At 73.9% G+C, this 24,482-nt stretch carries 21 protein-coding genes, 1 tRNA gene and 1 pseudogene; 14 read left to right on the forward strand and 9 right to left on the reverse strand.

What is annotated here, in order from left to right:
• Positions 1–359 precede the first annotated feature (359 nt).
• Positions 360–881, reverse strand: a complete 522-nt coding sequence (locus tag ACFWJW_RS07135) for a universal stress protein (RefSeq protein ID WP_093646379.1) — start codon at positions 879–881, stop codon at positions 360–362.
• A gap of 1,020 nt (positions 882–1,901) precedes the next feature.
• Here ACFWJW_RS07135 and ACFWJW_RS07140 point away from each other — a divergent pair.
• The 3 genes from ACFWJW_RS07140 (at position 1,902) to ACFWJW_RS07150 (ending at position 4,043) form a co-directional block, all read left to right on the forward strand.
• Positions 1,902–3,182: a GlxA family transcriptional regulator gene (locus ACFWJW_RS07140; RefSeq protein ID WP_387236138.1), complete on the forward strand. Its 1,281-nt coding sequence runs from the start codon at positions 1,902–1,904 to the stop codon at positions 3,180–3,182.
• Between the two features lie 5 nt (positions 3,183–3,187).
• Positions 3,188–3,805 carry an oligoribonuclease gene (orn, locus tag ACFWJW_RS07145; RefSeq protein ID WP_387236141.1) on the forward strand — a complete coding sequence of 206 codons (618 nt, stop codon included), beginning with the start codon at positions 3,188–3,190 and terminating at the stop codon, positions 3,803–3,805.
• Between the two features lie 162 nt (positions 3,806–3,967).
• Positions 3,968–4,043, forward strand: a tRNA-His gene (locus tag ACFWJW_RS07150).
• A 366-nt stretch (positions 4,044–4,409) separates the two neighbouring features.
• Here the strand turns inward: ACFWJW_RS07150 and ACFWJW_RS07155 are convergent.
• The 3 genes and pseudogenes from ACFWJW_RS07155 to ACFWJW_RS07165 form a co-directional block, all read right to left on the reverse strand.
• A pseudogene (locus tag ACFWJW_RS07155) lies at positions 4,410–5,300 on the reverse strand (chitinase); the annotation flags it as partial.
• 353 nt (positions 5,301–5,653) lie between these two features.
• Positions 5,654–7,057: an ATP-binding protein gene (locus ACFWJW_RS07160; RefSeq protein WP_387236144.1), complete on the reverse strand. Its 1,404-nt coding sequence runs from the start codon at positions 7,055–7,057 to the stop codon at positions 5,654–5,656.
• An 88-nt stretch (positions 7,058–7,145) separates the two neighbouring features.
• Positions 7,146–7,838, reverse strand: coding sequence for a response regulator transcription factor (locus ACFWJW_RS07165; RefSeq protein WP_387236147.1), 693 nt, complete (start codon positions 7,836–7,838; stop codon positions 7,146–7,148).
• Between the two features lie 111 nt (positions 7,839–7,949).
• On the opposite strand from ACFWJW_RS07165, the gene ACFWJW_RS07170 reads away from it, so the two are divergent.
• Positions 7,950–8,528, forward strand: coding sequence for a hypothetical protein (locus ACFWJW_RS07170; RefSeq protein WP_387236150.1), 579 nt, complete (start codon positions 7,950–7,952; stop codon positions 8,526–8,528).
• Between the two features lie 115 nt (positions 8,529–8,643).
• On the opposite strand, the gene ACFWJW_RS07175 is transcribed toward ACFWJW_RS07170, so the two are convergent.
• The 3 genes from ACFWJW_RS07175 to ACFWJW_RS07185 all read right to left on the reverse strand — a co-directional run bounded on the left by ACFWJW_RS07175 (position 8,644) and on the right by ACFWJW_RS07185 (position 10,729).
• The gene (locus tag ACFWJW_RS07175; protein WP_387236153.1) at positions 8,644–9,102 is read right to left on the reverse strand and encodes an SRPBCC family protein; all 459 of its coding nucleotides are present in this window, start codon (positions 9,100–9,102) and stop codon (positions 8,644–8,646) included.
• Between the two features lie 266 nt (positions 9,103–9,368).
• Positions 9,369–10,229 (reverse strand): spermidine synthase, encoded by an 861-nt coding sequence (locus ACFWJW_RS07180; RefSeq protein ID WP_387236156.1) that lies wholly within the window; start codon positions 10,227–10,229, stop codon positions 9,369–9,371.
• Positions 10,230–10,417: 188 nt separating this feature from the next.
• Positions 10,418–10,729 carry a chaplin gene (locus ACFWJW_RS07185; protein ID WP_387236159.1) on the reverse strand — a complete coding sequence of 104 codons (312 nt, stop codon included), beginning with the start codon at positions 10,727–10,729 and terminating at the stop codon, positions 10,418–10,420.
• Between the two features lie 245 nt (positions 10,730–10,974).
• Between ACFWJW_RS07185 and ACFWJW_RS07190 the strand changes: the two genes are divergently transcribed.
• The 5 genes from ACFWJW_RS07190 (at position 10,975) to ACFWJW_RS07210 (ending at position 16,309) form a co-directional block, all read left to right on the forward strand.
• Positions 10,975–11,931, forward strand: a complete 957-nt coding sequence (locus ACFWJW_RS07190) for a hypothetical protein (protein WP_387236161.1) — start codon at positions 10,975–10,977, stop codon at positions 11,929–11,931.
• Between the two features lie 58 nt (positions 11,932–11,989).
• Positions 11,990–13,492 carry an exopolysaccharide biosynthesis polyprenyl glycosylphosphotransferase gene (locus ACFWJW_RS07195; protein ID WP_387236164.1) on the forward strand — a complete coding sequence of 501 codons (1,503 nt, stop codon included), beginning with the start codon at positions 11,990–11,992 and terminating at the stop codon, positions 13,490–13,492.
• Entirely contained in the window at positions 13,489–13,680 is a 192-nt protein-coding gene (locus tag ACFWJW_RS07200) for a hypothetical protein (protein WP_387236167.1), read from the forward strand. The genes ACFWJW_RS07195 and ACFWJW_RS07200 overlap by 4 nt, the downstream gene beginning before the upstream one ends.
• Positions 13,677–14,984, forward strand: a complete 1,308-nt coding sequence (locus ACFWJW_RS07205) for a glycosyltransferase (protein WP_387236170.1) — start codon at positions 13,677–13,679, stop codon at positions 14,982–14,984. Before ACFWJW_RS07200 ends, ACFWJW_RS07205 begins: the two co-directional genes overlap by 4 nt.
• Positions 14,985–15,055: 71 nt before the next feature.
• Positions 15,056–16,309: an NAD(P)-binding domain-containing protein gene (locus tag ACFWJW_RS07210; protein ID WP_387236173.1), complete on the forward strand. Its 1,254-nt coding sequence runs from the start codon at positions 15,056–15,058 to the stop codon at positions 16,307–16,309.
• A 129-nt stretch (positions 16,310–16,438) separates the two neighbouring features.
• On the opposite strand, the gene ACFWJW_RS07215 is transcribed toward ACFWJW_RS07210, so the two are convergent.
• Positions 16,439–16,927 (reverse strand): hypothetical protein, encoded by a 489-nt coding sequence (locus ACFWJW_RS07215; RefSeq protein ID WP_387236176.1) that lies wholly within the window; start codon positions 16,925–16,927, stop codon positions 16,439–16,441.
• Between the two features lie 224 nt (positions 16,928–17,151).
• On the opposite strand from ACFWJW_RS07215, the gene ACFWJW_RS07220 reads away from it, so the two are divergent.
• Entirely contained in the window at positions 17,152–18,600 is a 1,449-nt protein-coding gene (locus ACFWJW_RS07220) for a tetratricopeptide repeat protein (protein ID WP_387236179.1), read from the forward strand.
• 142 nt (positions 18,601–18,742) lie between these two features.
• Here the strand turns inward: ACFWJW_RS07220 and ACFWJW_RS07225 are convergent, their stop codons facing one another.
• Entirely contained in the window at positions 18,743–19,336 is a 594-nt protein-coding gene (locus tag ACFWJW_RS07225) for a histidine phosphatase family protein (RefSeq protein ID WP_387236182.1), read from the reverse strand.
• Positions 19,337–19,576: 240 nt separating this feature from the next.
• Between ACFWJW_RS07225 and ACFWJW_RS07230 the strand changes: the two genes are divergently transcribed.
• The 4 genes from ACFWJW_RS07230 (at position 19,577) to ACFWJW_RS07245 (ending at position 24,316) form a co-directional block, all read left to right on the forward strand.
• The gene (locus ACFWJW_RS07230; RefSeq protein ID WP_387236185.1) at positions 19,577–20,833 is read left to right on the forward strand and encodes a hypothetical protein; all 1,257 of its coding nucleotides are present in this window, start codon (positions 19,577–19,579) and stop codon (positions 20,831–20,833) included.
• Positions 20,824–22,368, forward strand: a complete 1,545-nt coding sequence (locus ACFWJW_RS07235) for a hypothetical protein (RefSeq protein WP_387236188.1) — start codon at positions 20,824–20,826, stop codon at positions 22,366–22,368. Before ACFWJW_RS07230 ends, ACFWJW_RS07235 begins: the two co-directional genes overlap by 10 nt.
• A gap of 40 nt (positions 22,369–22,408) precedes the next feature.
• Positions 22,409–23,827 (forward strand): AAA domain-containing protein, encoded by a 1,419-nt coding sequence (locus tag ACFWJW_RS07240; RefSeq protein WP_387236191.1) that lies wholly within the window; start codon positions 22,409–22,411, stop codon positions 23,825–23,827.
• Between the two features lie 105 nt (positions 23,828–23,932).
• Positions 23,933–24,316, forward strand: coding sequence for a hypothetical protein (locus ACFWJW_RS07245; protein WP_387236194.1), 384 nt, complete (start codon positions 23,933–23,935; stop codon positions 24,314–24,316).
• Positions 24,317–24,482 lie beyond the last annotated feature (166 nt).

Raw genomic sequence — 24,482 nt, forward strand, 5'->3', positions numbered from 1 at the left:
GCTGCGGCGGGATGGCCGGGCTCCAGGAGAAGGTCGCCGCGGCGCTGGGTGTGCCGCCGCCTCCCCTTTGCCGGCGTCGCCCATACGCCGGCGGGATGCCGCCGCCCCGGGAGCCGTCACCTCCCGGCCGGCAGCACGAAGTTGCCGTGCGCGCGGCCGCCGGGCCCGTGACGCGGCGCGCCCACGTGACGGATTTCTACCCCTCGCGGACGCCCGATTCACCTTGCCGCGTCGGCGGAAGTGCGGCTGCGCACAATCCTCATGACGCCCCCGCACCTGTGTGCATGACGGGGAGAAAGATCGCCTGAAGAGGCGGTGCGGCACGGGGAGTTGAACGGACGCCGAGGGGCGCGGGCGCGTCAGGGAATCACGATCACCGGGCGCTGGGCCCGGCGGGCCAGCCGGCCGGCCACCGAGCCGAAGATCCGGCCGACGATGCCGTGCGTGGAGCCGACCACGATCGCGTCGGCCTCGTACTCCCGGCCGACCTCCTCCAGCTCATGGCAGATGTCCCCGCCGCGCTCGACGAGGATCCAGGGCACCTCGGTGAGATGATCCGCACACGCCAGCTCCAGGCCGAGCACTTCGGTGCGGTGATCCGGCACGTCCACGAAGACGGGGGGCTCACAGCCCGCCCAGACGGTCGTCGGCAGCCGGTTGGCCACATGGACGATGATCAAACCGGAGCCGAGGCGCCGGGCCATACCGATTGCATACGCCAATGCGCGCTCGCTCGACATGGAGCCGTCGAAGCCGACCACGACGCCGTGCCGGAAGGCGGGGTCGCAGGAGTGGCGCGTCTTTTCCGCCGCTTCGAGGTCCGCCAGGGGATCGGCGACCTGCTTGCGGTCCGCGGGTTCGGGGATTTCGTGACCGGCCATTGGTGTCTCGGCGAGGACGTCCTCTTGCGGAGGGGCGAACGGGGAACGGCGATTGACTTGATCCGGCAGTTGACTGAGCTGACTCGCCCGAAGTGCGGGAGCCATAGTTCAAAGAGGAACGATACGACTGGGAATCATCTTCCCAACCCGATACCCCAAGAGTACGGCGCCACTCCCCCGCTGCCCAGAGCCCGCCGCGGACGCGGAGCGCCCGTGCGAGGTGGGTGGGGCCTCGAACGTTCCCCGGAGCATGCCGGAGCGTGGCGCGGATGGCAATGCCCCGGCCTGCCCCCGTACGTACCCCTCGCGGTGACCCATGATCGTCGGCCGCGTTGTAGTAGCAGCCCGTCCGAGGGGAGTGCGCGGTGCCGTTGCCGTCCGACAGATCACCCGACCCAGTGAGCGACGTGGTGCGCTGGGGCGCGTTCAGCTGCGCCCTGGTGCCCCTCGTACTGATCTTCAGCGGTACGTCCTGGGCCGGTGCGGCCGGCGCCGCCGCCGGTCTGGCCGCGGTGACCTGCGCCTGTCGCGCGCTGTTGCGGCATTCCGAACGGACCGCCGCACGCGTCCGCGTGCGCGAGGTCGGACGACACCGGGACAGAAGCGGACGTTCAGGGACGACAGCGCACGGGGGCGGTCGGCACTCCGAAGGGCGTACGCCGGTCGATTGAGGCGTCTGCAAGTCTGCGCGCGACCGTTTTCAGCCAACTTCCGGCCGAGGTCCCCACCTTGCCCGTGGCACCCCTCAACCCTGGTGTGAGCAGGGAGGAAAGGACCGCTGGGCATGGTTGTGCCCTACTGCGAACGGGCAGAGCCGAGACGCGTACTTCCCATGTAGGCCCGACGAGTGGAACGCTTCGTGATCGAATGCTTCGCGCCAAGTTGCCATATCGACATACCAGCGGGTGGTGAACTTGGCACTCCATCCTCACGGAACACAGTAGATTCGATCTTGGTAGCAATGGCGGGGGAACTGTGCAGGACCGAGAGGGCGAGACGACCGAGGGGGGCTTAAGTGCCATGAGCCAGGACTCCGCTGCCGTACCAGATGCCGCACGCAAGCTCGCCGCCCGACGACGCCGCGAAATAGTCGCGGTGCTCCTCTTCAGCGGCGGCCCCATTTTCGAGAGCTCCATTCCGCTCTCGGTCTTCGGCATCGACCGACAGGACGCAGGCGTTCCGCGGTACCGGCTGCTTGTGTGCGCGGGCGAAGATGCGCCTTTGCGCACGACCGGGGGGCTCGAACTTTCCGCCCCCTACGGGCTGGAGGCGATCTCCCGTGCCGGGACGGTCGTCGTTCCGGCCTGGCGATCCATCACCCAGGCGCCGCCGCCCGCGGCGCTCGACGCGCTGCGCCGCGCGCATGAAGAAGGCGCCAGAATCGTCGGGCTGTGCACGGGGGCGTTCGTCCTCGCCGCGGCCGGACTGCTCGACGGCCGCCCGGCCACCACCCACTGGATGTACGCACCGACGCTCGCCAAGCGTTACCCGTCCGTCCATGTGGACCCCCGCGAGCTCTTCGTCGACGACGGCGATGTGCTCACGTCCGCGGGAACGGCGGCCGGTATCGACCTGTGTCTGCACATCGTGCGCACCGACCACGGCGCGGACGCCGCGAACGCGCTGGCCCGCCGGCTCGTCGTGCCGCCCCGCCGGACCGCGTCCGATATGGGGCACCAGCGCTACCTGGACAGGTCATTACCTGAAGAGATCGGCGCCGACCCGCTCGCCGAGGTCGTCGCCTGGGCGCTGGAGCACCTCCACGAGCAGTTCGACGTGGAGACGCTGGCCGCGCGTGCGTACATGAGCCGGCGCACCTTCGACCGGCGCTTCCGCTCGCTGACCGGCAGCGCCCCGCTCCAGTGGCTGATCACCCAGCGGGTGCTCCAGGCCCAGCGGCTGCTGGAGACCTCCGACTATTCGGTGGACGAGGTCGCCGGGCGCTGCGGCTTCCGCTCGCCGGTCGCCCTGCGCGGCCACTTCCGGCGACAGCTGGGCGCCTCGCCCGCGGCCTACCGTGCGGCGTACCGCGCGCGCCGGCCGCAGAACGGGGGATCCGAGCCCGCGCTCAGACCGGAGCGTGCCGAGCGGCCGGAGCGCGAGCGGGCGATGCTCGGCGCGGGCAGCGGGGAGCGGTACGCCGCCGCCGCGCTGGCCGGCCACGGGCTGGCGACCGCGGAAGCGGCCGAAGCGGGCAAACCGCAGTCGGACGCCTACGCCTCCCGGCTGCCGGAATCCCCGGTCGGCCGGGGTCCTGGCCGCCCCGTGCTGCCCGGACAGCGGGAGCGCCCCGTAGGGTGAGATGTATGAACGATCGCATGGTGTGGATCGACTGCGAGATGACCGGACTCTCGCTGGCGAATGACGCGCTCATCGAGGTGGCCGCCCTGGTCACCGACTCGGAGCTGAATGTGCTGGGCGACGGGGTGGATGTGGTGATCCGCCCTCCGGCCGGGGCGCTCGGCACCATGCCGGAGGTGGTGCGCCAGATGCACACCGCCTCCGGGCTGCTGGAGGAGCTCGACGGCGGGACGACGCTGGAGGCGGCGGAGGCGCAGGTGCTTGCGTACATCAAGCAGCATGTGCCGGAGCCGGGGAAGGCGCCGCTGTGCGGCAATTCCGTCGGCACCGACCGCGGCTTCCTGCTGCGCGACATGCCGACGCTGGAGAGCTACCTCCACTACCGGATCGTCGATGTCTCCTCCGTGAAGGAACTGGCCCGGCGCTGGTTCCCGCGGGCCTACTTCAACAGTCCGGACAAAAACGGCAACCACCGGGCGCTGGCGGACATCCGTGAATCCATCGCGGAACTGCGCTACTACCGGGAGGCGGTCTTCGTGCCGCAGCCCGGCCCCGACTCGGACACCGCGAAGGCCATCGCCGCCAAGCACGTCCTTCCTGCTGAGCCGCAGTCCACGCCGTAGCAAGCCACAGGGCGCGTGTCGTGCGGGTGCCCACGGGGCCACCGTGACCCGCACGACACGCCCTCGGGCCCGGGACGCGAAACCTGGGCGCGAGCACCCCCCGGGACCCTGTACACTTTTTCTCAGCCGGTGGGGAAAAAGAACCACACAGCACCGGTCATGGTGGGTATAGCTCAGCTGGTAGAGCACCTGGTTGTGGTCCAGGATGTCGCGGGTTCAAGTCCCGTTACTCACCCCACTTCAAGGCCCCCGACCTCAGGTCGGGGGCCTTGGCGTTTGTGGGCGTCCGGCCGAGCCGCCTATATAGGGGACGGGGCCGGGGCGAGTCGGGGTCCGAGGCCGGGGGCGAGTCGGGTCCGGGCCGGGCGGGGCGAGGATGTCGCCGGTGGTCACCATCAGGCGCCGAGGGCCGTGGTGATCTTCACCAGGTCGCCGAGGGTGCCGTCGGCCACACAGAGGGTGAGCGTGAAGCAGACAGGTGACCGTGAGGCGCCGTGAGGGCGTGCCGTGGAGAGGAAGACGGCGGGGCGCAGCGGGGGGGGGGAGCCCGCTGCGCCCCGGCCTGGGGGACGGGCGGTCCGTGGGGGCGGACCGCCGGTGGGGGTCAGCCCTTGTACGCGCCGAAGGCCCTGGTGAAGTCCAGCGGCTGCTGCTCGATGGAACTACAGGTCGGCTGCGCGGAGTTGCCGGTGCCGCCGGGGCAGGCCCGGTCCCGGGTGGAGGACCACATCGACAGCCAGGCCAGGTGCTTGGTCCGGGCGAACTTCACCAGCTCGGTGGCGTCAGCGCGGCGGAAGACCTCGTTCTGGACGTCGTTGACGCCGATCATCGGGGTCACGGCGACGGTCTTCCAGGCGGCCGCGTCGCTGAGGCCGAGAGCCTTCTTGAGCTGGCCCTGGGTGGCGGTGGCGGCCTGGGTGGCGTAGGTGCCCATGTCGCCGCTGTAGGCGGGGCCGTAGTCCATCGCCATGATGTTGACGGCGGAGATCTTCACGCCGTTCTTCTTGGCGTCGGCGAGCAGGTTCACCCCGTCCTGGGTCAGGCCCTCGGGCATGACCGGCAGGGTGAAGGAGACGTCGAGGCCGGGGTGCTTCTTCTGGAGCTGGGTGATGGCCTGGGCACGGCGGGTGTTGGCGGCGGTGTTCGGCAGGGCGCCGCCCTCGATGTCGAAGTCGGCCTTGGTGAGCTTGAACCGGTCGATGACCTTGCCGTAGGCGGTGGCCAGTTCGCCCGTGGAGCCGCAGGCCACGCCGAGCTCGGAGCCGTTGGCGCCGCCGAAGGAGATCCGGACGTCGCCGCCGGCCGCGCGCAGCGCCGGGATCTGCCGGGCCACCGCGTCGTCGCCCAGCTCGCCGGAGCCGCCCCACTTGGGCACACAGCCGCCGCCGGAGGTGACGAAGGCGAGATGGAAGGTCTTCACCCCGGTCTTCTTGGCGGTGTCGACCAGGTCGTAGGCGGGGCTGAGCGAGGTGTCGACGTACGGGGCGAAGCCGGCCGCCGCCTTCGCGGTGGGGCCGGCGGTCCGGGGTGCCTTGGCGGCCAGGGCGGAGCCGGCGACGGCGAAGGCGCCGCCGGCCGCGACCGCGGCGGCCGCACCGGTCACGATCAGCTTGGTGGTGCGGCTGGTGCGCCGGCGGTGTACCGAGGGACTCATCTCGTGCCTGCCTGTCGTCGCATGGGGGGGGTGGGAGTGCACCGTGGTGCGTCCCGCACGCTAGCGACAGTGAAACGGACAAATGTCGGGAATGGTCCGGCAGTTGGCGGAATTATGGCGGCCTTAAGGTGGCGGAAGGGGGTGGTTAAGAGCCCCTGGCAGTTGCCCGCCGTGCCGCCCGGCCGGTGCCCCGCTCAGGTGTCGATACGCAGGGCCCGCCGCCCCCGGGCACAGAGCGAGCGGCTCAGCCGGCGGCCGCGCCGTCCGCCGTGCGGGGCGCCCCCGCCGTCCAGCGCCAGCCAGACGCGCACCTCGGTCCCGCCGTACACCGAGCGGCCGATGCGGACGTCGCCGCCGGTGGACTCGGCCAGCCGGCGCACGATGTCCAGCCCGAGGCCGGTGGAGCCGTCCCCACCGCCGCCATGGCCGCGGCGCAGCGCGGCGTCCGGGTCGGCGATGCCCGGCCCGGCGTCCGAGACCAGCACGATCACCGCCTCTTCCGCGTTGTGGACATCGACCGCGAACGCGGTGCCCTCGGGGGTGTGCCGGAAGACGTTGCCGAGCATCGCGTCCAGGGCGGCGGCGAGATCGGGGCGGGCTACGGGGAGGCGTACGGGGCGGTCCGCCCCGGCGACGCGTACCGTCCGGCCCTCGTCCTCGGCGAGCGCCGACCAGAACGCCATCCGCTCGCGGATCACCTCGGCGGCGTCACAGCCGGCCACGGCGGCCGCCTGCTGGGTCTGGGCCTTCTGCTCGCGGGCGGTGCGGATGATCTGGTCGACCTCGCGCTCCAGCTGCTCGACGGCGGACCGGGTCTGGTCGGCGGCCGGGGAATCGCCGAGCGAGGCGGCGTTGAGGCGGAGCACGGTCAGCGGGGTGCGCAGCCGGTGCGAGAGGTCGGCGGCCAGCTCCCGTTCATTGGCGAGCAGCTGGACGACCTGGTCGGCCATGGCGTTGAACGCGCTGGCCGCGGACCGCAGTTCCTTGGGGCCGTCCTCCAGGACGCGGACGCCGAGCTTGCCCTTGCCGAGGTCGTGGGCGGCCCCGGCCAGCCGTTCGGCGGGCCGCACCATGCGGGTGCCGAGCCGGTCGGCGACCGCGACCGAGCCGATGACCAGCGCCAGGCCGACGCCGGCCAGCAGCAGCCAGGAGGTGGCGACGCCCCGGGTGAGCGCCTCATCGGGGACGAACACCTCGACGACGGCGATACCGGATGCGACCGCGGTCGGCTGGAGGAGCGAGGTGCCGCCGGCGACCGGTGAGAGGGACGCCCGGCCCAGCTTGACGGCGGCCGCCACATCGGCCTGCGGGGCGCGCCGGGTGCCGATCTCGGTGGGGCTGTCGTTCTTGCCGCCGGGCGGGACATGGACGCCGATCCGGCCGCCGGAGCCGGTCTCGGCGCTGGCGACGGCGCGCTCCAGCTGGCCGCGGTCGGTGGTGATGGCGAGGACCGGGCCGATGGTGGCGGCCTGCCGCTCGGCGTTGGAGTAGGCGCGGTCGCGGGCCAGTTCCTTGACGACCAGCCCGAGGGGGACGGCGAAGGCGACCACGACCATCGCGGTGACCGCCAACGCCACCTTGACCAGGGCCCATCTCACTGATTCTCACCCTTTGCCGCTCCGCCCACGAGGCGCGGAGACGCGGCTGTCTCCGCCGCCTGCGGCCCGGCGGCCGCGCGTGTGACGCTCACCGCGGCGGCTCCAGCTTCACCCCGACACCCCGCAGGGTGTGCAAGTAGCGGGGCCGCGCCGCGGTTTCCCCCAGTTTGCGGCGCAACCAGGACAGATGGACGTCGATGGTCTGGTCGTCGCCGTAGGACTGCTGCCAGACCTCGGCGAGGAGTTCCCTGCGGGCGACGACGACGCCCGGCCGGCCGGCGAGGAAGGCCAGCAGATCGAACTCCCGGCGGGTCAAGTCGAGCGCGACGCCGTCCAGTTCGGCCTGCCGGCGCAGCGGGTCGATGGACAGGCCGCCGACCCGGATCACCCGTGAGGGCGGTTCCGCACCGGCCGCGGTGGCCCGGGAGCGGCGCAGTACGGCCGCCATCCGGGCCGAGAGGTGCTCGACGGAGAACGGCTTGGTGAGGTAGTCGTCGGCGCCGTCGTTCAGCAGCCGTACGATGTCGGCTTCGTTGTCCCGGGCTGTGGCGATGATCACTGGGACATCGGTGATGCCGCGAAGCATTTTGAGCGCCTCGCCCCCGTCCAGGTCGGGCAGACCGAGGTCGAGGATGACGACGTCGAAGCCGACGTGGGCCACCTCGCGCAGCGCCTCCAGCGCGGTACCGACACTGCGTACCGTATGGCCGGCCTCGGTCAGATGCCGGATGAGGGCCGAGCGTACGAACTGGTCGTCCTCGACCACGAGCACACTTGCCATGGGCGGCACCGTACGCCATGCGGGCGACATCTCCGGACCGGAGTTGACAGCGGGGCGGTGCGGTCCGCGGTGCCCGGCCCGGACTGCCACCGGGCGGGCCGGTGGTGCAGTATGAGCCCAATGCAACGAGGACTGGTTCACGTGGCGGCCTGGACGCTGGCGACCGGGGCCGCGGCCGCCCTGTCGTGGTTCGGCGTGCACACCGTGCTGTCCGGCACGATGTACGACGCCCCGCGTGCCCTGCCCCTGACCAGCCAAGTGGGCTCCTCGGGAGGGAAGTTGGACGGCGCCACCCCGCGGGTCTCCTCCACCCACCGCCCCAAGCCGACCCCCTCCCCCACCCGCAGCACGACACCCGACGACCCCGCGCCGTCACACCCGGCCACGCCGTCGCCCACCGGCTCAGCCCGCCCCCGGCCCCCGGCCCCCGACCGGCCGGGCGGTACCGCGCCGGTGTCCGACGGCCAGGTCAGGAGCTACTCCACGTCGGGCGGCCGGGTGGTCCTCGACATGGACGACCGGTCCGCCGAGCTGGTGTCGGCGACCCCGAACCCGGGCTGGGAGATGCAGGTGTGGAAGCAAGTGGGGTGGCTGCGGGTCGACTTCACCGGCAGCGGCGGGCACACGTCCGTGATCTGCACCTGGAACGGCCATCCGCCGACCGTGCAGACCAGCAATCAGGCGACCTAGGGTGCCGGGACCGGACCCGGGCGGAGCCACATGCCGTGGCCGCGCCCGGGCTCCGGGCTCCGGGCTCCGGGCTCCGGGCTCCGGGCTCCGGGCTCCGGGCCCAAGTCTCCGCCGGTCAGCCCGGCGTGATGCGACCGCGCCAGGCGCCGCTCTCGACGCCCCGCTGCTCGATGTAGTGCTTGAAGCGCTGCATATCACCCTTGACCCGCCGGCCGATGGTGCCTGTCAGGTCAGCGGTCTTCTCCGCCGCCCCGCTGGGCTCGACATCCATCACGAGTTCCACCCGGGTGTGCGTTTCGTCCAGGCGCCGGAAGGAGACGAGGCCCTTCTGCTGGGTCTCGCCGTTCGTGGTGCGCCAGGCGATCCGGTCATCGGGAAGCTGGTCGACGATCTCGGTGTCGAACTCCCTCCGGACGCCGCCGATCTTGGTGGTCCAGCGGTTGTGGCGGTCGTCGAGCTGGGTGACCTTCTCGACGCCCTCCATGAACTTGGGGAACTCCTCGACCTGCGTCCACTGGTTGTAGGCGGTGTGGACCGGGACCTCGACGTCCACCGTCTCCTTCACCGTGCTCATGCTTACGCCTCCTCAGTGGTGACTCTCCTGCGTGCATTCCGAGGCGCGCCGTGCGCGCCCCTTCGCGAGTGCCCACGATCGGCTTTCTTCACTCGCCCGCCGGTTCCCGTTCCGGACGCGGCTCAGCCGCAGCGGTCGGTTCGGGGCTGCGGGGCGGGCCGTCTCGCCTACGGCGGTGAAGGCGCGCTCCAGTCCTCCGGCGAGCGACGGGGCCGTGTTCGTCAAGGACGTCCCGCGGAGCGGCCCCTGCCGTGCGCCCGTCCGCGTCAGTCGAAGACGTCGGCCGGCGGGGCGGGCGAGGCGGTGGCGGTGGCGTCGGTGACCGGGGGCGCGCCGGCGGTGAAGTCCCGCAGCGCGCGGCCGTGTTCGACCCGGCCGGACTGGGGATCGGTCGCCGCCCGCCGGGTCAGTTCGGCGACGGGCAGCTCCGCTTCGGCGGCCAGCAGCACGGCGTTGCCGAAGCGCTTGCCGCGCAGGACGGCCGGGTCGGCGGTCAGACACAGCTCGGGGAAGACCGTACGGACGGTGGCGAGCTGGCCGCGCAGAAACCGCAGCGGCGGCCCGTCGGCGAGATTCGCCGCGTAGAACCCGCCGGGCCGCAGCGCCCGGTGAACCTCCGTCACGAATTCGGTGCTGGTCAGATGCGCGGGCGTGCGGGCGCCGGCGAAGACATCGGCGATGATCAGATCCGCCCAGCCGTCCGGGACCTTCGCGAGGCCGGCGCGGGCGTCGCCGCCGCGCACCCGTATCCGCCAGCCGCTGTCCAGCGGCAGCTGCCGTCGTATCAGCTGGACCAGGGCCGTATCGATCTCCACGACCTGCTGGGTGGACCGCGGGCGGGTCGCGGCGATGTAGCGGGCCAGGGTCAGGGCGCCGCCGCCGAGATGGACGACGCGCAGCGGTTTGCCGGCCGGTCCGGCCAGATCGGCGATGTGCCCGAGCCGCCGCTGATAGGGGAAGTCCAGATACGCCGGGTCGTCGAGGTCCACATGGGACTGCGGGGCACCGTCGATCAGCAGCGTCCAGCCGCGTGGCCGGTCCCGGTCGGGCCGTAGCTCGGCACGCCCGCCGTCCACCGTTCCGGTGACGGGTTCCGGGCCACCGCGCCCGCGTCTGCTCTTCGCCATGTCCTCCAGTATGGCCGGTGCCCGGGATGCCGTATCCGCTGGTCAGCGCGATAGCGGTGCGCGGGAGAGCCGGGGCCCGGAGGCAGGGGGCAGAGTGGCGGACCACCCACGACCGAGGTCAGGGGCGATCCGCCAACTGCACATCACGACCCGTGCCGGTCCGAGGTCGATCCGGACCGGCGGGCGGGTCACCTATTGAGGCAGACGTTTCCGAATGCCGGGTTCAGCAGCGCGGCAGCGTTCAGGCTGTTGCCGCAGATGTTGATCGGGATGTTGATCGGGACCTGGACATTGTTACCGCTGAGAATGCCCGGGGAACCCGCCGCAAAGCCCGCCGCGTTGGCACCACTGCGGTGGTTGTAAAGACCGCGGTGGTCGTGACGGTAGTGGTCGCCACGGTGACGCCCGTGGTCCCCGCTTGCGGATGCGATGCCTGCGCCACCCAGAACCATGGCACAGCCGGCCGCAGTCACCGCGGCGGTCGTAACAAACCGCTTCATCCCATTCTCCTTTCAGTTCGCGAATGGGGCAACCGGTCACAACGAGCGAAATGAGGCAGGGATGCGGGCATTCCCTCTTCCGGGAAATCGTTAGCCCTTCTGGCAGTAACAGCCGGGCGATACGAACTCCGGCATTCCCCTGAATGGCCGCCGCCGGCCGAGGTCCGGCGCGCCTGCCGCGGTTTCCAACATGATTTCTGTCAGAGTGCTCTCCTGTTTGACTGATTGAAGTCGGAGAGGAAGACATGCGGAAGTCGATGGACCGCACCGGGCGCGGCGTCGTATGCGCGCCGGCGTCCTTGGCATTGTCGGCCGCCCGGTCTTCGGCAGTGGCCGCACCGGCCCCCGGGGAATCCGCACGAATTCCTTTCACCGGGCGCAATCACGCCACTCAGCACGGCGGTACCGCCCGCGCCGCCAACTCCAGCAGCGCCACCCTGCGCATCCCGGCCGGCTCCCGGGTGAGTGACGCCCGGCTGTACTGGGGCGGCAGCCTCCGCGGCGGCACACAGCAGACCGCCGGGAACAACGGCCGGGTGCTGATCGCCGAGCCCGGCGGCCGGTACCGGCAGGTGATCGCCGACACCCTGAGCGGACACCGCCCGCATTCCGCGGCCGAGGGATTCCAGGCGTCCGCGGATGTCACCCGACTGGTGCGCAGCAGCGGCGCCGGCGCCTATACCGTGGCGCAGATCAATATGGCGACGGGCCATTCCCGCACCGGCGTCTGGGGCGGCTGGACTTTGGTGGCCGCATACGAGAACAAAAAGCAGCCGCTGCGCGGCATCGCGCTGTGGGACGGTTTCCAGGCGCTGGGCGCGGACCGCCGGGAGCTTTCGCTGCGGCTGCCCGGACCGCGCATCCCGGTGAATTCACACGGCCGGGCCGGCGTGGTGGCATACGACGGCGACCGCGGCCGCGGAAATGACACGCTCTCCGTCCGGGCCGGCCGGCACACCGCGCAGACGGTCCGCGACGCCGCCAATCCGGCGACCGACGTGATGAATTCGACGGTCACCGATTTCGGCCGGCCCACGGTGCGGTGGCCCGCTTACCGGAACACACTCGGATTTGATTCCGACGTATTCGACATCACCCCCGCGCTGCGGCCCGGCGGCGATGGGCTCACCTTCCGCTTCACCACCCGCGATCCCGGATATCTGCTCGGCGCGCTCTTCGTCCAGACCGATACCCGGCGCTGAGCCAAGGGCTGTCCCGGAAATTCCCGCCGTGCCCGGAGAGCAGAGAGCGGATCAGCCGATGACGACGGAGAGCGCGGACGCGCACCGCGCCGCCCGGGTCCCGCCCCGGCCGGCGGTCCCCCGCCCGGCGGCCGCGGTCCGTCCGCCCCGCGGGCCGGGGCGGGAAACCCTGCCCCCGCCCCGGCCCGGCCGCGGCGTACGGCGGCGGACCGTCGCCCCGCTGCTGGCCGCCGACGCGCTGGCCACCGCCGCCACCGCGCTGCTCGTCCTCGGCGCCACGACGCCACCCGCCGCCCTCGGCCTCCTGCTGGCGGGCCTGCTGCTGCTCCACTCCCACGCCGGCCTCTACCGCCCCGGCCCCGCCCCGCGAGTGCTGACCGAACTGCCGACGCTGCTGGGCCGGTCCGCCGTCTGCTGGTGCGCGGCGGCCGCGGTGCTCGCCGCCGTACGCCCCGGACAGGCGCTGTCGCCGGTCCTGCTGGCCGGTGCGGTGGCCGGGCACACCGCGCTGGTCTGCGGCGGCCGGGCCGCGGTCCACCGGGCCCGCCGCCGGGCCGCCCGCCGCCGGCCGCGCGCCACGCTGATCGTCGGCACCGACCCGGCGGCCGGGCAGCTCGCCGCCGTGCTGCACGCCCACCCCGAGTCCGGGATGCGCCCGGTGGGGGTGGTCACCCCGCCGTCCCTGCCGCCCGGCGGGCCCGCGGACGCGCTCCCGTCCCCCACCGGCCCGCCGCTGCCGCGGATCGGCTCCGCGCCCGACCTCACCCGGGCCGTCATCCAGCACACCGTGCGGGACGTGGTGTTCACCCTGCCGCCGTACGGCGATCCGCACACCGCCGCGCTGCTGGGCCGCTTCATCGACCAGGGCTCGGCCGTCTGGCTGGCAGGCCCCGCCGCAGCCCGCGAGGGCCGGACCCCGCATGCCCGCACCGACCATCTGTGGGGCTTCCCCTGCCGGCGTCTGGAGACCGCCCCGCCCCGGCACGGCGGCGGGAGCAAACGGCTGCTGGACCTCACGCTGGCCGCGTCCGCGCTGGTGCTCACGGCGCCCTTGCTGCTGGGCTGCGCCCTCGCCGTCCGGCTCGCCGACGGTCCCGGCGTGCTCTTCCGGCAGGAACGCATCGGCCGCGGCGGCCGCACCTTCACCCTGCTGAAGTTCCGCACCTGGCACCCGAGCGACGCACACGAGGCGGCGACGCGCTGGAGCCTGGCCGACGAGCACCGGATGAGCCGGACCGGCCGGCTGCTGCGGCGCACCTCGCTGGACGAGCTGCCGCAGCTGTGGAACGTGCTGCGCGGCGAGATGAGCCTGGTCGGGCCGCGGCCGGAACGCCCCTTCTTCGTCGAGCAGTTCCTCCGCAGCTGCCCGGAGTACGGCGCCCGGCACCGGATGCCGGCGGGCATGACCGGCCTGGCGCAGGTGCACGGGCTGCGCGGCGACACCTCCATCGAGGACCGGGCCCGCTTCGACAATCTCTACATCGACAGCTGGTCGCTGCGGCTGGACCTGCTGATCCTGCTGCGCACCGTGGCCTCGGTGGTGCGGCTGGAGGGCAGATGAGCGCGGGCGCGCCGCCGCCCCGCCCCGGCCGCACCGCCGCGGTGCCCGCCCTGCCCGGCAGACCCGGGGGCGACCACGCCTGGGACCCGCCGGACCCCCGTGACCGCGCCCGGCATCCGCTGCGGCGCCGTGCCCTGCCCCCCGACCGGACCACGACCCCGGCCGCTACCCCTGGAGGCATCCGGTGAAGGTTCTGCATGTGATCACAGACCTCGACGTGGGCGGCGCCGAACAGCAGCTGCGGCTGCTGCTGCGCCGGCTCCCCGTGCCCTGCGAGGTCCTCACCCTGACCAGTCCGGGCCCGGTCGCCGAGGGCATCGAGGCCGACGGCACCCCCGTCACCCACCTCGGGATGACCGGCAACCGGGACCTGACCGCGCTCCCCCGTCTCACCCGGCTGATCCGCGACGGCGGCTACGACCTGGTGCACACCCACCTCTACCGGGCCTGCGTCTACGGCCGGGTCGCCGCCCGGCTGGCCGGCGTACGGGCCGTGGTCGCCACCGAACACTCCCTGGGCGACGCGGTCATCGAGGGCCGCCGGCTGACCCGTGGCGTCCGCACGCTCTACCGGGCCACCGAACGGCTGGGGACGGCCACCGTCGCCGTCTCGGACACCGTCGCCGCCCGGCTGCGCCGCTGGGGCGTACCGGAGCAGCGGATCCATGTGGTGCCCAACGGCATCGAGGCACACCGTTTTGGATTCGATCCGGGGGCACGGGCGCTGGTGCGGACCCGGCTGGGGCTGCCGCTGGACGCCTTCGTGGTCGGTGGCGCAGGGCGGTTGGTGCCCGGCAAACGGTTCGACGTACTGGTCCGGGCGGTGACCCAACTTCCGGGCGTACACCTGCTGTTGGCGGGCGCGGGACCGGAGCGGGACATGCTGCGGCGGATGGCGGAGCAGTTCGGCTCGGGCGACCGGATCCATCTGCTGGGCGAACGTGACGGGGCGGTCGATGGGGCGGTCGATGGGGCAGTCGGTGGAACGGCCGAGGGGGCACCCGACGGCCGAGGGGCCGCCGGGCCCGATATCCCCGGGCTGCTCTCGGCCATCGACGTCTTCGTCTCGCCCTCCCCGGACGAGGCGTTCGGCCTGGCCGTCCTGGAGGCGCTCGCGTCCGGCCTGCACGTCCTCTACGGCAGCTGCCCGGCCGTCGACGAACTCCCCGCCGACCAGGCCCCCGGCGCCCGCCACTTCGGCCTCAACGTCCATGAACTGGCCACCGCCCTACGGGAACTGCGACGCCAGGGCCCGGGCCGGCTGCCGGTGCCGCCCGTGGTGCGGCGCTACGACATCGCCCGCAGCGCCGAGGCCCTGATGTCCGTGTACGAGCAGGCCCTGGCCGACACCCCGGCCCGGCGCGGCGGCCCGACCGCGGTACCGCCACGCCAGGGGCGGGCGGCCGCGCTCCCCCCGGCGAGCGTGTCACTGCCGGATCCGGCACGGTCGCCGGATCCGTCGCCGGATCCGTCGCCGCTCTCGAATCGGTAGGCGGGGGGCAGTTGCCAGGCACAGCACCGCCCCGCACCTCACCACACAAAGAGAAAGCGCAGGGAACTTCCATGTACGACCTCGTCGTGGTGGGCGCCGGCCCCTACGGACTCTCGATCGCCGCGCACGCGGCGGCGGCCGGACTGCGGCTGCGGGTCCTGGGCCGGCCGATGGCCTCGTGGCGCGATCACATGCCCGACGGCATGCTCCTCACGTCCGCGCCCTGGTCGACCGACCTCTCCGACCCGGCCGGCGGCCACACCCTGGCCGACTACTGCGCCGCCCACGAGCTGACCGCCGAGCACGGCGTCCCGCTGCCCCTCGGCACCTTCGCCGCGTACGGCAGCTGGTTCGGCGAACGGGCGGTGCCGCAGGTCGAGGAGGTCACCGTCACCGCCGTACGCCCGGACGGTGACGGCTTCCACGTCGAGACGGACACCGGCGAGCAGATCGCGGCCCGGACCGTGGTGCTCGCCGTCGGTGTGCTGCCGTTCGTCAACCGCCCCTGGCCGCTGCTCGAACTGCCCCCGGAACTCGCCTCGCACAGCAGCGACCACCGCGATCTGCGCCGCTTCGGCGGCCAGGACGTCACCGTGATCGGCTCCGGGCAGTCCGCGCTGGAGACCGCGACCCTGCTGGCCGAACAGGGCGCCCGGCCCCGCCTCGTGGCCCGCGCCGACGAGCTGCACTGGCACGCCCCGCCACCGCCACTGGAGCGCGGCCGGCTGCGGGCGCTGCGCGCACCGCACTCCGGGCTCGGCACCGGCTGGCCGAGCTGGCTGTGGTCGGAGCTGCCCGGGGCGGTGCGCCGGCTGCCCCCGGCGACCCGGGTGCGTCTCGCCACGCACGTACCGGGCCCGGCGGGCGCGTGGTGGCTGCGGGAGCGCTTCGAGCCGGCGGTGCCGGTCCTGCTGGGCCACCGGATCCGGGCGGCGACTCCTCACGAGGACGGGGTGCGGCTCCAACTCACCCATACGGACGGCGGTTCCGAGACCATCGACACCGACCACGTGGTGGCGGCCACCGGCTTCACCCCGGACCTCGGGCGGCTGCGGCTGCTCCACCCCCGGGTGCGCACCACCCTGCGGACGGTGGGCGGCAGCCGGGCGCCCGAACTGAGCGCCGGGTTCGAATCGTCCTGGCCCGGACTGTTCTTCGCGGGGCTGCTGTCCGCGCCGTCGTTCGGCCCGTCGATGCGCTTCGTGTACGGCGCGGCCTTCACCGCGGCGCGGCTGCTGCGCGGCGTACAGCGCCGGCTCGGCGACCGCCGCGGCGCCACCACCATCCCCCGCCCGGCGCGGGACAGCACCCCGGCCGCGCACTAGGGGTTGACCTCGGAGTCCCGCCCGCCCGAAGGGGCCGCCCGGCAGTGGCCGGACGGCCCCTTTCGCGTGCGGCCCCTCCCGCGTGTGGCCCGCTCGCGTACGGCCCTCTCGCAGGCGGCCCGGCCGGGGTCACTGACAGCGGTCGACGGCCTCGATCGTGCGGGCCGCCTCGCCGAGTGCCGCGCGCAGGACGGCCGGATCGGTGGCGGCGGCGCCCGCGCCCTCCGGCGGCACCAGCCAGCCGGTGCCGGTCACCGGCGGCTCCTCCGGGGCCCCTTCCTCGCACAGCGCGCCCAGGGCGATCCCCCGCCCGGAGGTCTGGGTGCAGGCACTGCCCGGCACGTCCCAGCCGTCCGCCGTGCCCGCGGGCACGAGGAAGCCGAGGGTGTCGCAGGCGCCGTCGTGCAGGACGGGGCCGACCCCGTCCCGCAGCCGGAGGATGTCGACGGCTTCCAGACCCTGCCGGGCGGGCACCGTGACGAGGTCACACGCCTGGGCCGGTACGGCCGGTGTCCCGGCCGCGACGGCCGGCCCCCGCCCGCCGCCGGCCCGGCCCGCGGACCCGTTGCCGCCCCTGCTCACGCCGGTCTCCCACACGGAGAACCCCTCCTCCTGCACGTACCCGAGCCTTTACACCGACTTCAACGGCCGGACGTGTCAACAGCTACGGCGGCGTAACGCTGCAAAGGATGGCAGTTCATGGCAGATCGCGCGCGAGATATCCGATTTGTAGCCAAACTGTGCGTATCGGAGCCATCACAGCCGGTACGGTCAACCCGCCGCACCGCCAGGAGGCGGCAACGCCACCTGATGGCACGGAGAGGGCACGGAGAGGGTCCGCCATGGCGTCGCCAGCAGCTAGTTCAGCGTCGTCCCGCACCGTACCCGCCCGCCCGAACCTCGCTTTCCGACAGCTGCGCGGCCGGCTGTCACCGGGCGAGTTCGCGGCGGCGGTCCGACGGTCCGCCCGTGAGATCGGCGAACAGGTCTCGTGCGACGCCCGCTATGTGGGCCGCGTCGAGTCCGGGGAGATCCGGTGTCCGAACTACGCCTACGAGCGGGTGTTCCGGCACATGTTCCCCGGGCTGACGCTGCCCGACATGGGCTTCGCGCCGCGCGAGGCGGTACGCGGACGGGGGGCGCGTACGGCGGCGGTCGGCGCCGCGCCCCTGGCAACCGACCCCGACCACCGCGATACCCGTATCCAGATCTGCGAGGAGAGCGACGTGCTGCGTCGCGCGTTCATCACCGGCGGCCCGGCAGCAGCCCTGGGCTTCGCCGCCCTGCATCCCATCGAGGCCGCTGCCGCCGCCGCGTCCGCCCATGTGCCGGGCCCGCGCGCGCCCGCCACCGGGCGGCCCGGAGCCGCCGAGGCCGCCGCGGTCGAGGAGGCCGTCCGCCACATCCGGCTGCTGGACGACCGGCACGGCGCGGAGGGCATCTACCGCCGCGCCACCCAGCCGCTGCGCGCCGCCTACGAGTTGCTGGACGCGGGCGTACAGCGCAGATCGGTCTCCGACCGGCTGCACGCGGGGGCGGGTGAACTCGCCATCACCGTCGGCTGGCTGGCGCATGACTCGGGACGCTTCGGCGACGCCAGATCGCACTACGCGGAGGCCCTGGCCACCGCCCGGGTCTGCGGTGACGCCGCCCTGGAGGCGCACGCGTTCTGCAATACGGCCTTCCTCGCCCGCGATGCCGGCCGGCCGCGGGAGGCGGTGCGGGCCGCGCAGGCGGCGCAGCAGGCCGCCAAGCAGCTGGCCTCGCCGCGGCTGCTGTCGCTGCTGGCGCTGCGGGAGGCGGGCGGCTGGGCGGGGCTGGCCGACCGGGCCGGCTGTGAGCAGGCGCTGGCGCGGGCCGAGCGGCTGTTCGCGGGCGGGCCGCGGGACGGCGACCCGGAGTGGATGACGTTCTACGGCGAGGCCGAACTGGCGGGCCTGGAGGCGCAGTGCTGGTCGGCGCTGGGTGACGCGGGGCGCGCGGTGGAGCATGCGCGCCGGGCGGTGGCGCTCCAGAATTCCCATTTCACCCGCAATATCGCGCTGTTCACCGCGGAGCTCGCGGGCGATCTCGCGGACAGCGGCGAGCCCGAGGAGGCCGCCGCGGCCGGGAGCCGGGTGCTGTCCCTGCTGGAGGAGGTCCGTTCGGCCCGTATCCGGACGATGCTCGACGAGACGGCCCGGACGCTGCGGGCCCACCACGACGGCGGTGTGGTCGCCGACTTCCTGGAGCGGCACGCGGCCTCGGCCGGGTCCGGTGGCGGGACGCCGGCCGGGGACTCGGCCGGCTGACGGCCCGCCCGCCGGCATCGGCCGCCCGCGGGCCGGGCCCGACGCCCCGTCAGGCGGCTGCGGCGCCGCCCCCGGCCGGGCGGCCGCCGTTCGGCCCAGGCGTCCGGTGTCGCCGTTCAGCCCAGGTGTCCGGTGTCGTCGGTCAGCCCAGGTGTCCGGTGTCGTTCCAGCGCTCGATCGCCGGTTCGCCGTAGGCCCAGCCGAGCACCGACAGGGACGTCGGGTCCAGCCGGATCCGGGCGCCGAAGGAGATGTCCAGGCCCAGCCAGCGGGCGCCGAGGGTGCGCAGGATGTGGCCGTGGGCGAAGACCAGCACATCGCGGTCGGCGGACCGGGCCCAGCTGACGACCTCGTCCGCCCGCGCGGCGACCTCGGCGAGCGTCTCCCCCTCCGGCACCCCGTCGCGCCAGAGGAGCCAGTCCGGCCGGCCGGACTTGATCTCGGCCGGGGTCAGGCCCTCGTACGCGCCGTAGTCGACCTCCATCAGCGCGTCCCACGGCTGCGCCCGGTCGCCGAAGCCGGCCAGCTCACAGGTCTCACTGGCGCGTACCAGGGGGCTGGTGCGGACCTCGACACCCGGCAGTCCGCCCCAGGGGGCACGGTGCAGCCGCTCGCCCAGCAGCTTGGCGCCGCGCCGGCCCTCGTCCAGCAGCGGGACGTCCGTACGGCCGGTGTGCCTGCCGGAGAGGGACCACTCGGTCTGCCCGTGTCTGGCCAGGAATATGCGCGCTGCCATGGTCGTACCTCTCGCCGATCGCTCGGCTGCTCGTTGCTCGGTGCGGGCGGCGGTGACCGCGGGCCTTCCATCATCGCGCATCAGGTCGATTTGTCCCTGACCGGGGAGGGCCTCCCGCCCGGAGGCGGGCTCCCCGGGGCGCTCCCGGATACGGCACAGGGGGCGGGGAGCGGCATCCGGCGACGGCCGGCCGGCGGGCGAGCGCCCCGCATGTCGGTGCCGGATGCGAGACTTCCGCGGGTGAACGTTTCGCGCGAGAGTCGATCCGCGTCGGCCGCCCCTCCGGCGGAGCAGCCGACGGCCACGCCGAGCCTGCGGCAGCGGCTCGCCGAGCTGCGCGGCCCCGGCGTCCGCCCCCGCTCGCTCGACGCCCGCGCGCTGGCCGCGCTGGCCGCCAACCCCGGCTGCCGGCGCCGCGCGCTGCTGGACGGCGCGGGCATCGACAAGGGCGCGCTGGCCCAGGCACTGGGCTCGCCGGCGGCGTACGGCCAGTCCCAGTTCGCGATCGTCCGCGGCAACGCCTTCGAGGCCCGGGTGAAGGCCGACGGCGGCACGGAGCTGCTGCGGCTGCTGCACGAGCGGCTGGCGCCGGGCACCCCGCCGCCCGTGCCGGAGGAGGTCGCCACCCCCGAGCTGTCCGCAGCCGGGCCGGAGGGCCGGGCGGCGCGTACGGCGCTGGCGCTGCGCGAGGCGACCGCGGCCGGCGGCTGGGCGCTGCTCGACCATCCGATGCTGGTCGTCGAGGTGGCCGGTTCGCCGGCCTATGTGGAGCCGGACGCGGTGGTGGTGCATCCGGACGGCAGCTGGACGGTCGTCGAGATCAAGTCCTTCCCGATGATCGACGGTTCGGCGGACGCCGCCAAGGTGGGCGCCGCCGCGCGGCAGGCGGCCGTGTATGCGCTGGCCCTGGAGCCGGTCGCCGGTCATGTCGCCGCGCACACCGGCCGCGCGGTGCGGGTGCGCGACCGGGTGCTGCTGGTGTGCCCGAAGGACTTCTCCAACCTCCCCACGGCCGCCGCCGTCGACGTCCGCAAGCAGCTGGCCACGACCCGGCGGCAGCTGTCCCGGCTCACCCGGGTCGAGGAGATCGCCGCCGCCCTCCCCCCGGAGACCACCTTCGACCTGCGGCTGGCGGACGACGGGAAGACGGCGACCCGTCCGCCCGAGGAGCTGGCCGAGGCCGTCGAGGTGGTCGGCGCGGCCTACGCCCCCGAGTGCCTGGCCGCGTGCGAGCTGGCCTTCCACTGCCGCACGCGCTCCCGTGCGGACGGCGCGGTGGAGGCGCTGGGGCGCGGCGTCCGGGGCGAGTTGGGCGGGCTGCGCACCATCGAGGAGGTGCTGGCGGCGGCCCGTCCCCAGGATCCGGAGCCCCCTGCCGCCGACGGGCCGGACGACCCGGCCGTCGTCGCGCTGCGGCGGGCCGCCGCGCTGCGGGACGGGGCGCTGGCCCGCCCCACCGTGCCGGGACCGCGAGCGGAGGAGCCGGGATGTCACTGATCGAGACGCTGGCCCGGATGGAGGCGGTGGCGGCGGGCCGCGCCCAGCCGCGGTGCACGGTCCGGCACCGCCATCTGGCCGAACGCCCGCTGGTGTTCGTCCCGTTGACGACCGCGGGCGAGGCCGGTGCCCCGCTGGGCGCGCTGGTCGGCACGGACCGCGAGAAGCCGGCGCTGCTGGCCGTGCCGCAGCCGCGCGACCGCGATCTGCGGTTCGCGTTCCTCGCCGAGCTGGCGGAGACGGTGCTGCCGTATGTGGACGGCTTCGCGGACGCCATCGAGTGGGAGGAGCGCAAGGAGACCGACCCGGAGACCGGCAAGAAGGTCCCGGTGCAGGTCGAACTGTGCGCGGATGCCCCGCAGTTGATCGTGCCGAGCGCCGCCGGTATCGAGTTCGTCCGGCTGCTGGGCCGCTCGATGCGGTTCCGGCGGACGGCCGAGCAGGAGCCCGAGGCGCCGTATCCCGCGCCGCCGCATGTGCCACTGCTGGGCCGCTGGCTGACCCATTTCGGCGAGCGGGCGCGGGTCCCGGGCGCGAGCCTGCTGCTGTCCATGACGGGCCTGCTGACCCGCCATTGGGCGACGGGCCAGAGCGTGCTGGAGGACCAGCACCTGGGCGCGCTGCTCTCCTGGATCGACCCGCCGCCGGGGACGTCGGGCCGGGCGGCGGCCGAGCTCGCGGAGTCGGCGCGGGACGCGGACGGGCAGCTGCGGTGCCCGCCGGCCGGCCCGGCCACCGACCCGGCGTTCGACAACCGGCTGCTCGCCCCCGCGATGGCCCGCTACGACGCCGGGCTGCCGGGCGCCGAGGAGGCGCTCCGCACCCTCGTCGAGGGGCAGTTGCGGCCGACCTGGGACGCCGTCTGGCACGGCATCGACCTGCTGCGGACGCTCCCCGCGGGCGCCCGGGTCCCCGACCGCTGGAAGCGCGACCGCTGGTCGTACACCGCGCACCGGGACCGGATCCGCGCCGGGGAGCCCCCGCAGCCCAAGCAGGACGACGCCGTCACCGCCGCGCAGAAGCTGTCCGCGCGGGAGACCGCCCAGGCCCAACTGGACGCCCAGGAAGCCCTGGACGACCCGCTGGTGATGGCCGGGCGCCGGCTGGCCGGGGAGGCGTTCCAGGGCACGGTCACCGCCGTCGAGATGGCCTTCTCCGAGGGCAAGCGGCCGATGCCGCGCCCGCTGGTCACGCTGCGGACGGCCGACCGGCCGCAGCTGTCCGGGGGCGGCAAGCTCTACCGTCCCCTGGCGGACGGCAGGACCCAGACCGCCGAATACGTGGCGGCCGGGGAGCCGGGGATCCTGGTGATCCGGCTGACGGGCGGGATGGGGCGCGGGAAGACGCCGGAGCCCGGTTCGGTGCCGGAGCCGGGCGACGCGGTGTGCTGGACGCTGTTCGAGCACGCCCCGCGCGGCGGCCCGGAGCTCCCGGATCCCGAGGACACCCCATGGACCCATGGCGGCCCGCCGCCCGGCGCCGCGGACCTGCCGCACCCCGCCCCCGACCCCGTGACCGCGGAGGACTTCCTGTGACCGGCGCCCGGCCCTCGACCACCCTGGAGAACGCTCCCGTATGACGGCCACTCAGGACCCATGGGGGTACCTCCCACGCCGTTCAGGCAGTGGGGGAACCACTACGGACGGTCCCTTCGACCCCGCTGCCGCGGCCGCCGCGGCGACCGAGGCGATCCTGCGGGACACCCTGCACGGCACCCGGCGCGGCGTGGTCGTGGACTCCCCGCCCGGCGCCGGCAAGTCCACCCTCGTGGTGCGGGCGGCCCGCGAACTGGCCGCCGCCGGACGCCCGTTGATGGTGGTCGCACAGACCAACGCCCAGGTCGACGACCTGGTGCTGCGGCTCGCCGAGAAGGATCCGCGGCTGCCGGTCGGCCGGCTGCACAGCAGCGAGCCCGGCGCGTTCGACCCGGCGCTGGCCGAGCTGCCCGCGGTCCGTACGTCCGCGAAGATCGCCGATCTGGCCGGGCTGGACATCGTGGTCTCGACGGCCGCGAAATGGGCGTACACCAAGGTCGACGAGCCATGGCGGCACGCCATCGTGGACGAGGCGTATCAGATGCGCTCCGATGCGCTGCTGAGCGTCGCCGGGCTCTTCGAGCGGGCGCTGTTCGTCGGCGATCCGGGCCAGCTGGACCCCTTCAGCGTGGTCGGCGCGGAGCAGTGGGCGGGGCTGGCCTACGACCCGTCGTCCAGCGCGGTCGCCACCCTCCTGGCCCACAACCCCGACCTGCCACAGCACCGGCTGCCGGTCTCCTGGCGGCTGCCCGCCTCAGCGGCGCCGCTGGTCTCCGCCGCGTTCTATCCGTACACCCCGTTCCGCAGCGGCACCGGCCACGGCGACCGCCGGCTGGCGTTCGGGGTGCCGGGCGACGGCTCGGGCGTGGACCGGGTCCTGGACGAGGCCGCCGAGTCCGGCTGGGGCCTGCTGGAGCTTCCGGCCCGCCATACCCCGCGTACGGACCCGGAGGCGGTGCGCGCGGTGGCCCATGTCGTGCGCCGGCTCCTCGACCGCGGTGGCGCCACGACCAGCGAGGCGCCCGGGGCCGCGGAGGGGGCCGCGCCCGCCCCGGCACCGCTGACCGCCGCCCGGATCGCGGTCGGCACCGCCCATCGTGACCAGGCGGCGGCGGTCCGCGCCGCGCTCGCCGAGCTGGGGGTGACCGGCGTCGCGGTGGACACCGCCAACCGCCTCCAGGGCCGCGAGTTCGATGTCACGGTCGTCCTGCACCCGCTGTCCGGCCGGCCCGACGCCACCGCCTTCCATCTGGAGACCGGTCGGCTGTGCGTGCTCGCCTCCCGCCACCGGCACGCCTGCATCGTGGTGTGCCGGGCGGGCGTCGCCGGCCTGCTGGACGAACACCCCTCGACCGAGCCGGTCCGCCTCGGCGTCACGGTCAAGTTCCCGGACGGCTGGGAAGCCAACCACGCCGTCCTCGCCCATCTCGCGGAACACCGGGTGACCTGGCGCCCTTAGGAGCGTCACCCGGACGGCGCCCCGGCAGCGCGTACGGCCACTCCGCGGGGCCCACTTGCGCGCAGCGGGACAATGGAATGCGGCACACGATCTGGAGGTAGGTACATGTCCGAGCCGCGACCGGCTCCCGACCCGCGTGGTACGGCGCCCGGACCACGGCGGCTGAAGCCCGCGCAGCTGCTCTTCGAGCCGCCCGAGGCCGTCGCCGACCCCGAGCACTTCTTCGGCCTGGAGTCGATGGAGGACCCGCGCGAGCTGCTCGGCCGCGCCACGGAGCTGACCCTGGCCTTCCGCGCCGCGGCCGACCGCGCCACGGAGTTCCAGGCGCTGGCCGCGGCCCAGCTGTCCGACCCCAGCCGGTTCGACCGGCTGCCGCTGGCCGTGCTCGCCGAGCAGGCGGAGTGGACCGAGGACTATGCGCAGAAGATGATCGAGTTCGGCCGCAGCCTGATGCGCAGCGGCAGCACCCTGCCGGGCGACATGGACTGACCGCACCGGCCCGACGGCCCCCGGGAATCCCACCCGCCCGACCTGCCTCACCAGCGGCCCATGGTCCATGATCATGGGCCGCTGGCATATGCAAGGGGGGAAAGATACCGGCTCCCCCACCGTCCCGTCCCGTTTTCCGCCAATCGGCCAAGTACCGTGTGCCGGC

This window comes from Streptomyces sp. NPDC127097 (genome assembly GCF_042724075.1).
Classification (GTDB): domain Bacteria; phylum Actinomycetota; class Actinomycetes; order Streptomycetales; family Streptomycetaceae; genus Streptomyces.

What these genes read in the sequence shown, in the direction of transcription:
- ACFWJW_RS07135 (WP_093646379.1), bottom strand. Translation starts at nt 881, where the DNA reads ATGGCCGGTCACGAAATCCCCGAACCCGCGGACCGCAAGCAGGTCGCC.
- ACFWJW_RS07140 (WP_387236138.1), top strand. Translation starts at nt 1,902, where the DNA reads ATGAGCCAGGACTCCGCTGCCGTACCAGATGCCGCACGCAAGCTCGCC.
- orn (WP_387236141.1), top strand. Translation starts at nt 3,188, where the DNA reads ATGAACGATCGCATGGTGTGGATCGACTGCGAGATGACCGGACTCTCG.
- ACFWJW_RS07165 (WP_387236147.1), bottom strand. Translation starts at nt 7,838, where the DNA reads ATGGCAAGTGTGCTCGTGGTCGAGGACGACCAGTTCGTACGCTCGGCC.
- ACFWJW_RS07170 (WP_387236150.1), top strand. Translation starts at nt 7,950, where the DNA reads ATGAGCCCAATGCAACGAGGACTGGTTCACGTGGCGGCCTGGACGCTG.
- ACFWJW_RS07175 (WP_387236153.1), bottom strand. Translation starts at nt 9,102, where the DNA reads ATGAGCACGGTGAAGGAGACGGTGGACGTCGAGGTCCCGGTCCACACC.
- ACFWJW_RS07180 (WP_387236156.1), bottom strand. Translation starts at nt 10,229, where the DNA reads ATGGCGAAGAGCAGACGCGGGCGCGGTGGCCCGGAACCCGTCACCGGA.
- ACFWJW_RS07185 (WP_387236159.1), bottom strand. Translation starts at nt 10,729, where the DNA reads ATGAAGCGGTTTGTTACGACCGCCGCGGTGACTGCGGCCGGCTGTGCC.
- ACFWJW_RS07190 (WP_387236161.1), top strand. Translation starts at nt 10,975, where the DNA reads ATGCGGAAGTCGATGGACCGCACCGGGCGCGGCGTCGTATGCGCGCCG.
- ACFWJW_RS07195 (WP_387236164.1), top strand. Translation starts at nt 11,990, where the DNA reads ATGACGACGGAGAGCGCGGACGCGCACCGCGCCGCCCGGGTCCCGCCC.
- ACFWJW_RS07200 (WP_387236167.1), top strand. Translation starts at nt 13,489, where the DNA reads ATGAGCGCGGGCGCGCCGCCGCCCCGCCCCGGCCGCACCGCCGCGGTG.
- ACFWJW_RS07210 (WP_387236173.1), top strand. Translation starts at nt 15,056, where the DNA reads ATGTACGACCTCGTCGTGGTGGGCGCCGGCCCCTACGGACTCTCGATC.
- ACFWJW_RS07220 (WP_387236179.1), top strand. Translation starts at nt 17,152, where the DNA reads ATGGCGTCGCCAGCAGCTAGTTCAGCGTCGTCCCGCACCGTACCCGCC.
- ACFWJW_RS07225 (WP_387236182.1), bottom strand. Translation starts at nt 19,336, where the DNA reads ATGGCAGCGCGCATATTCCTGGCCAGACACGGGCAGACCGAGTGGTCC.
- ACFWJW_RS07235 (WP_387236188.1), top strand. Translation starts at nt 20,824, where the DNA reads ATGTCACTGATCGAGACGCTGGCCCGGATGGAGGCGGTGGCGGCGGGC.
- ACFWJW_RS07240 (WP_387236191.1), top strand. Translation starts at nt 22,409, where the DNA reads ATGACGGCCACTCAGGACCCATGGGGGTACCTCCCACGCCGTTCAGGC.
- ACFWJW_RS07245 (WP_387236194.1), top strand. Translation starts at nt 23,933, where the DNA reads ATGTCCGAGCCGCGACCGGCTCCCGACCCGCGTGGTACGGCGCCCGGA.